Origin of the sequence: Paraburkholderia sp. (assembly GCF_035948235.1) — a bacterium.
Classification (GTDB): domain Bacteria; phylum Pseudomonadota; class Gammaproteobacteria; order Burkholderiales; family Burkholderiaceae; genus Paraburkholderia.
Genome location: NZ_DASZJJ010000097.1, coordinates 1 through 6,377, shown reverse-complemented (window position 1 = coordinate 6,377; position 6,377 = coordinate 1). Strand labels below are relative to the sequence as shown.

Annotated in this window: 6 protein-coding genes; 2 read left to right on the top strand and 4 right to left on the bottom strand. The window is 67.1% G+C overall.

Going from position 1 to position 6,377, the window contains the following annotated elements; all coding sequences use genetic code 11:
- Together VG320_RS08020 and thpR are read left to right on the top strand one after the other, a co-directional pair.
- Positions 1 to 1,182, top strand: a 1,182-nt coding sequence (locus VG320_RS08020; protein WP_327199590.1) for a glutamate synthase subunit beta, incomplete at its 5' end; no start/stop codon positions are given.
- Positions 1,183 to 1,338: 156 nt separating this feature from the next.
- Positions 1,339 to 1,923: an RNA 2',3'-cyclic phosphodiesterase gene (gene thpR, locus VG320_RS08015; protein ID WP_327199589.1), complete on the top strand. Its 585-nt coding sequence runs from the start codon at positions 1,339 to 1,341 to the stop codon at positions 1,921 to 1,923.
- 4 nt (positions 1,924 to 1,927) lie between these two features.
- On the opposite strand, the gene VG320_RS08010 is transcribed toward thpR, so the two are convergent.
- From VG320_RS08010 to VG320_RS07995, 4 genes are all read right to left on the bottom strand, one after another.
- Positions 1,928 to 3,283 (bottom strand): D-amino acid dehydrogenase, encoded by a 1,356-nt coding sequence (locus VG320_RS08010; protein WP_327199588.1) that lies wholly within the window; start codon positions 3,281 to 3,283, stop codon positions 1,928 to 1,930.
- 46 nt (positions 3,284 to 3,329) lie between these two features.
- Positions 3,330 to 4,652 (bottom strand): MFS transporter, encoded by a 1,323-nt coding sequence (locus VG320_RS08005; RefSeq protein WP_327199587.1) that lies wholly within the window; start codon positions 4,650 to 4,652, stop codon positions 3,330 to 3,332.
- Between the two features lie 289 nt (positions 4,653 to 4,941).
- The gene (locus tag VG320_RS08000; RefSeq protein ID WP_327199586.1) at positions 4,942 to 5,718 is read right to left on the bottom strand and encodes an SDR family NAD(P)-dependent oxidoreductase; all 777 of its coding nucleotides are present in this window, start codon (positions 5,716 to 5,718) and stop codon (positions 4,942 to 4,944) included.
- Positions 5,715 to 6,377, bottom strand: a 663-nt coding sequence (locus tag VG320_RS07995) for an ATP-binding cassette domain-containing protein (RefSeq protein ID WP_327199585.1), incomplete at its 5' end; no start/stop codon positions are given. The genes VG320_RS08000 and VG320_RS07995, both read right to left, overlap by 4 nt.

Genomic DNA, 6,377 nt, shown 5'->3' with positions numbered 1-6,377 from the left:
ATCTGCCCGGCGCCGTGCGAAGCGGCGTGCACGCTCGGCATCAACGATGATCCGGTCGGCATCAAGTCGATCGAGCACGCGATCATCGACAAGGCGTTCGCCGAAGGCTGGGTCGTGCCGCAGCCGCCGAAGCACAAGACGGGCAAGAAGGTTGCCGTCGTTGGTTCGGGCCCCGCGGGTCTGGCCACGGCGCAGCAACTGGCGCGCGCCGGTCATGACGTGACCGTGTTCGAAAAGAACGATCGCGTTGGCGGCCTGCTGCGTTACGGCATCCCCGACTTCAAGCTGGAAAAGTGGCTGATCGATCGCCGCATGCGCCAGATGGAAGCTGAAGGCGTGACCTTCCGCACCAACGTGTTCATCGGCAAGGGCGAGCTGCCGGCGTACATCGGCAATACGGCCAAGGAAACCATCACGCCGGACGAGCTGAAGGAACAGTTCGACGCCGTGGTGATCGCGGGCGGTTCGGAAACGCCGCGCGACCTGCCGGTGCCGGGCCGCGAGCTCGAAGGCGTGTACTACGCGATGGAGTTCCTGCCGCAGCAGAACAAGGTCAACGCCGGCGACAAGCTGCCGAACCAGCTGCTCGCCAAGGGCAAGCACGTGGTCGTGATCGGCGGCGGCGATACGGGTTCCGACTGCGTGGGCACCTCGAACCGCCACGGCGCCAAGGGCGTGACGCAGTTCGAACTGCTGCCGCAGCCGCCGGAAGAAGAGAACAAGCCGCTCGTGTGGCCGTACTGGCCGGTCAAGCTGCGCACGTCGTCCTCGCACGAGGAAGGCTGCTCGCGTGACTGGGCGGTCGCGACCAAGCGCCTCGAAGGCAAGAACGGCAAGGTCGAGAAGCTGATCGCCGCGCGCGTGGAGTGGAAGGACGGCAAGATGGTCGAAGTGCCGGATTCGGAATTCGAAATGAAGGCCGATCTGGTGCTGCTCGCGATGGGCTTCACGCAACCGGTGTCGCCGGTGCTGGAAGCGTTCGGCGTCGAAAAGGATGCGCGCGGCAACGTGCGCGCGGCGACCGAAGGTGAGAAGGCGTACTACACGTCGGTGGACAAGGTGTTCACGGCAGGCGATATGCGCCGTGGCCAGTCGCTGGTGGTTTGGGCGATCCGTGAAGGCCGTCAGTGCGCGCGTTCGGTTGACGCGTTCCTGATGGGCAGCACGGAACTGCCGCGCTAAATCCAGTGCGTTCTGTCGGGTGCGACGGAACGTGATGGAGACGGCAGGAGACAAAGCGCCAAAAAAGCCGGGCATCCGTGAGGATGACCCGGCTTTTTTACGTCTGGCGGGCAGCGTACCATGACCCGATTGCTCGAAGATTCGAGGCTCCCGATCATGTCCGAAGCGCGCGAGACCCCAGGCGAAATGGGCAACGAAATCAGTAGCGAACCGCAGGAGTGGAAACGCTGCTTCATCGCGCTCGCGCCCGACGCGCCTTCGCGCGACGCACTGGCCGCGCTCGACGTGCCGCCCAACGCGCGGCGCGTGCCGCACGCGCAGTTGCATCTCACGGTGGCGTTCATCGGCGCGATGTCGTCCGTGCAGGGCGACGCGCTCGCGCAAAGGCTGGCCGATCACGCGACGTTCATGCCGCCCGCCTCGGTCACGCAGATCGAATGCTGGCCAGGTTACGCACAGCCGCGTCTGCTGGTGGCGGTATTGGCGATGTCCGATGCGTTCACGGCGCTCGACTGGCGCGTGCGTTCGTCGATGGGCGAGGTGGGGCTGCCGCTCGACGCGCGCGCGTTTCGTCCGCATGTGACGCTTGCCCGGTTTGCGCGCGACGCGCACGGTGCGCCGCCAACGGCGAGCGTCGCGGCGTTGCCGCCATTGCGCTTTACTTCGCTCGTGCTGTATTCGAGCACGCTCGCGAAGCAGGGCGCGCGTTATGAGGCGCTGGCGAGCGTGGCGCTCGAGTGAAGGCTCACCGCCGATACCGCGCCAGCGTCAGCCCGTCGAGATCGATCTCAGGCGCGCGCTGCGTGACGAGATCAGCGACCGCGCGGCCCGAGCCCATCGACATCGCCCAGCCCGTCGAGCCGTGGCCCACGTTCAGCCACAATCCCTCGACACCCGACGCGCCCAGCAGCGGCGCGCCGTCCGGCACCATCGGCCGGCGTCCGACCCAGAATTGCGCCGACGAAGGCGTTGCCGCGTGCGGGAACCAGTCGTCGAGCACCTTCATGAGCGTCTGCAAGGCCTGCTCGCGCAGCGTCGTGCGATGGTTGCCCAGTTCCGCCGTGCCCGCCACGCGCAGATACGGCCCGAAACGCGTGATCGCCGTCTTGAGCGATTCGTCCATGAGCGCGGCGCGCGGCGCTTTTTGCTCGTCGACCACCGGCAGCGTGGCCGAATAACCCTTCACCGGATAAAGCGGCACGCGCACGCCCAGCGGCGCGAGCAGCGCCGCGCTTTCTACGCCGAGCGCGACCACCACGGCGTCGGCGGCGAGCGTCTGCGGCGCGGCGTTGGGGGCGGGCTCGCTCAGATCGGCGGGACGCAGCACTTCGGCGGGCGCGCGGCGCTGCTCGCGGCGGTTGCGCGCCTCGCGCCCCGGCACCGGCCGCACGCGCACGCCCGTGACCTTGCCGCCCACGGCTTCGAGCGCCAGCACCTCGGTATCGAAGATGAATTTCACGCCGCGGCTTTCGCACACGGCGCGCAGTTCGCGTGTAAAGCGCGCGCAGTCGCCGGCTTCGTCGTCGGGCAGATAGATGCCAGCCACCGGCTTGATGCGCGACCACGCGAGTCCCGGCTCCGCCTGCGTGCAGGCCGCGGCGTCCAGTTCGCGATACGCGATGCCCGCGTCGCGCAGCACGTCGAGCGCAGGCTGCGCGAGTTCGACGTCGTAGTCGCTGCGAAACAGTTGCAGATAGCCCTGGCTGCGCCCGTACTCGAACGCATGCTGCGCGCGGAACGCGTGCAGACAGTCGCGGCTGTAGTAGGCGATGCGCTGCATGCGCTGCTTGTTGACGCGAAAGCGCGCGAGGTCGCATTCGCGCAGCCAGCGCGCGATCCAGCGCCATTGCGCGGCGTCGAAGGTGGGCCGGAAGATCAGCGGCGAAGTGGGCTTGAGCAGGTATTTGACGAGCTTGGCCGGCATGCCAGGCGCTGCCCACGGTGTGACGTAGCCGGGCGCGATCACGCCGGCGTTGCCGAAGCTCGTGCCGAGCGCGACGCCCGGTTCGCGTTCGATAACCGTGACGTCGCAGCCTCGTTCGCTCAAATACCAGGCAGTGGCGACGCCGATCACACCGGCGCCGAGGACGATCGTTTTCATGCCGGTCGTAGCGTAGGGAATGGACGGTATTGCAGCACGTTCAGGCTCATTGTGCAGTGGAATCCGCAGAGGGTTGAGCGGGCGCAGACGCGCGGTTCGAATCGTTGAGATCGGCGGTATTGACAGCAGGCCCCAGCACCTTGCCTTTGGTTTCGGGCAGGCACAGTGCGGAAACCATCACGAGCAGATAGCCCGCGCCGGCCACCGTGCCGATCGCCTTGACGAGCGTGGTGGTGTGCGAAAGCGTGCCGACCAGAATCGGAAAAAACGAGCCGAGCCCGCGTCCCAGGTTGTAGCAGAAGCCCTGGCCGGAGCCGCGGATCGCATTCGGATACAGCTCGGAAAGATAGGCGCCCACGCCCGCGAAGATGCCCTGCACGACGATGCCGAGCGGAAAGCCCAGCGCGAGCATCGCGGCATCGGTGATGGGCAGCATCGTGTAGGCCATGCCGAGCGCGAACGAGCCGATCGCAAACAGGATGAACGAGGCGCGCCGGCCGATCCTGTCGCACAGAATCGCGCCGACGATATAGCCCGTGAAGGAGCCGGCGATCAGCACGATCAGATAGCCGCTCGTGTTGAACACCGACAGATGGCGCACTGTTTTCAGATAGGTCGGCAGCCAGGTGGTGATCGCGTAATAGCCGCCTAGCATGCCGGTGCACAGCGCGCTGCCGAGCAGCGTCGTCGGCAGATGCGCGGGGCAGAAGATCTGCAGGAAGTGGCCTTGTTCGTCGCCACGTTCGCGTGCGCGGCGCGTCTGCAGAAAGACCTCGGGGTCGCTCACGTTGCGGCGCACGTACAGAATCCACAGCGCGGGCAGAATGCCGATCCAGAAGCACGCGCGCCACGCGTAGTCCTCGGGCAGCAGCGCAAAGAACGCCCAGTAGAGAATCGCGGCGGCGCCCCAGCCGAACGACCAGCTGCTCTGCACCGTGCCCACGGCCTTGGCGCGATGCTGCGGCGAGCGGATCGTCTCGGCCATCATGATCGTGACGACCGACCATTCCCCGCCAAAGCCGATGCCCTGCAGCGTGCGCGTGACGAGCAGTTGCCAGAACGAATGGGTGAAGCCGGAAAGGCAGGTGAAGAGCGCGAAGGTGGCGATAGTCCACTGCAGCACGCGCACGCGGCCGTAGCGGTCGGCGAGGATGCCGGCAAGCCACCCGCCGATGGCCGAGGAGATCAGCGAACTCGTCGCGATCATGCCCGCTTCGCCCTTGGTCATGCCCCAGGCGGCGATCAGCGACGGGATCAGGAACGAGTAGATCATGAAGTCGAACGCGTCCACCGCATAGCCGCCGAAACCGGCGTAGAGCGTGCGGCGCTCGCGTTCGTTCAGTTCACTGAACCATTGAAAATAGCTCATGGCGCCTCGTCTCCCCCTCGTTTGTTGTGCATGCCATGGCCGGGTGGGGCGGCGCCTGGCGGCTATGTCTGCGTCTGTCTTGCGGTGTCACCGGACGGGCCGGGCGGCAGGATCGCGCTTATTTTAGGTGCGATGCGCTGCCGATGCGAGGGGCGTTGAAAGCCTGGCGTTGGGTAAAGGCCAGGCGGATGGCGGCGAAGCCGGAAAATTCGGTAGCGAGCGAATGAAGCGGGACGCTTGATCCAGCCGCTCGATCCAGCCACTTAAGGCAGCCGCTTGAGGCAGCCGTTCAACCCAGCGTCAGGCCGCCATCGACGTGAATCGTCTGGCCCGTGATATGGCGCGCGGCGCTGGAAAGCAGGAAGGCGATGAGTTCGGCGACGTCGGCGGGATCGGCTACGCGGCCAAGCGGCGTAGCTTCGGCGGCGCGCGTCCAGGCGGGCGCGTTTTCGGGCGTGGGGCCCGCGTCCTTGCGCGTGTAGCCGGGCGCGACGCAATTTACCGTCACGCCTTGCGGCGCGAGTTCGGCGGCAGCGGTTCGGGCGAGCGATTCGAGCGCGGCCTTGGCGGCGGCCGTGGCCGCGAAGGGCGCATCCGCACGGTAGCGGTGCGCAACGAACGAACTCACCGCGACAACGCGCCCTTGAGCCGACTTCACAAGCGCCGGCTGGGCCGTGCGCACGAGCGCTGCAAACGCAGCGGGCATGGCGGCGAAGGCGGCGGTGAGCGCGTCCATGTCGAGGGCTGCGAGCGTCTGACGTTGCGCATGGCCCGCGTTGGCCACCAGTTGGTCGAGCGCGCCGAAGCGCGCGAGCGTGGCCTCGATGAGATTTTGGGCCGCGAGCGCTTCGGCAAGATCGGCGCAGGCGGTTGCACAAATCGCGCCGCGCGCTTCGCATTCGCGCGCCACGGCGGCGAGGCGTTCGCGCGAAGCGTCGTCAGCACCGCGCGCGTGCAACATCAGATCGACGCCAGGCGCAGCGAGTCGCCGGGCCAGCGCCGCGCCGATTCCGGAGCCCGCGCCAGTGATCAGGACGACTCGCCGTGCGTGGCTCTCGTCGCTCACGCCGCGACGCGCTCTTCAGGCGAGCGCGCGATTTCGAGCGTCTCGTGGTGATACGCCTCGAGCGACTCGCGATGCGCGACGCTCACGATGGCCGCCTTCGGCAGCCGTTCGACGAAGAGCTTGTAGAGACGGCCTTCGTTGTCCGGATCGAGCGCGCTGGTCGCTTCGTCGAGGAACAGATAGTCGGGCTTGTGCAGCAGCACGCGTGCGCCGGCAAGACGTTGCTGCTCGCCCGGCGACAGCACGCGCGACCAGTGCGCCGACTCGCCCAGACGCTCGACATAGTCCTCCAGACGGCAAGCGCGCAGCGCTTCGCGGCAGTCCTCGTCGCTGTAATCGTCGGCGGCCGAGGGGTAGGTGAGCGCCGCCTTGAGCGTGCCGATCGGCAGGTAGCTTTGCTGCGGAATGAACATCATGCGCGCGTCGACCGGCGCGTCGATCGAGCCTTCGCCGAACGGCCAGAGGCCCGCGAGCGCACGCATCAGCGTGCTCTTGCCCGCGCCCGACGGGCCGCGCACGAGCCAGCGCGAACCCGGCTTGATGGCGATGTCGCGCACTTCCGAAAGCGGTTTGCCGTTGGGTAGCGCGAGCTTCAGATGTTCGGTGGAGAGCTGACTCGCATCGACGAAATGCAGGTTGATGCCGCCATGTTCCGTGGC

Bases quoted from the DNA above. Each gene is read 5' to 3' on its own strand.
- thpR (WP_327199589.1), top strand. From the start codon at position 1,339: ATGTCCGAAGCGCGCGAGACCCCAGGCGAAATGGGCAACGAAATCAGT.
- VG320_RS08010 (WP_327199588.1), bottom strand. From the start codon at position 3,283: ATGAAAACGATCGTCCTCGGCGCCGGTGTGATCGGCGTCGCCACTGCC.
- VG320_RS08005 (WP_327199587.1), bottom strand. From the start codon at position 4,652: ATGAGCTATTTTCAATGGTTCAGTGAACTGAACGAACGCGAGCGCCGC.